The organism is Enterococcus sp. 5H, assembly GCF_028128615.1.
GTDB lineage: Bacteria > Bacillota > Bacilli > Lactobacillales > Enterococcaceae > Enterococcus_L.
Genome location: NZ_AMDP01000032.1, coordinates 1 through 320, shown reverse-complemented (window position 1 = coordinate 320; position 320 = coordinate 1). Strand labels below are relative to the sequence as shown.

The window sequence follows — 320 nt, the reverse complement described above, 5'->3', positions numbered from 1 at the left end:
CCTTCCATAAACATCCAAGCATCCATCGCTTCAACTGTCGTTTTATTTTCATTACGATCCGGATCAACACGACCTTTTATATAGAATTTCCCCATAGGGACGAACTCAATTTCATCAGGCGTATAAGACGTTAATTGAGCGTAACCGATTTTAGCGCTACCTAATCTAAACGGATATTCTAACGGTTGGATCGTTCCATTCTCATGGACTTTTATCCCCATAGAGACTTCAACGACATCTGTTTCTTTCAATCCCTCGATCACTTGGCAAAATTCTAGTTTAATTGTATTCGCAAAGGTACTGCCAATGCCTAAGCTATT

The 320-nt window shown here is 39.7% G+C and carries 1 pseudogene; it reads right to left on the bottom strand.

The annotated features are described in order from the left end of the window. Positions 1-320 (bottom strand): annotated as a pseudogene (locus tag C240_RS11395) (hypothetical protein); the annotation flags it as partial.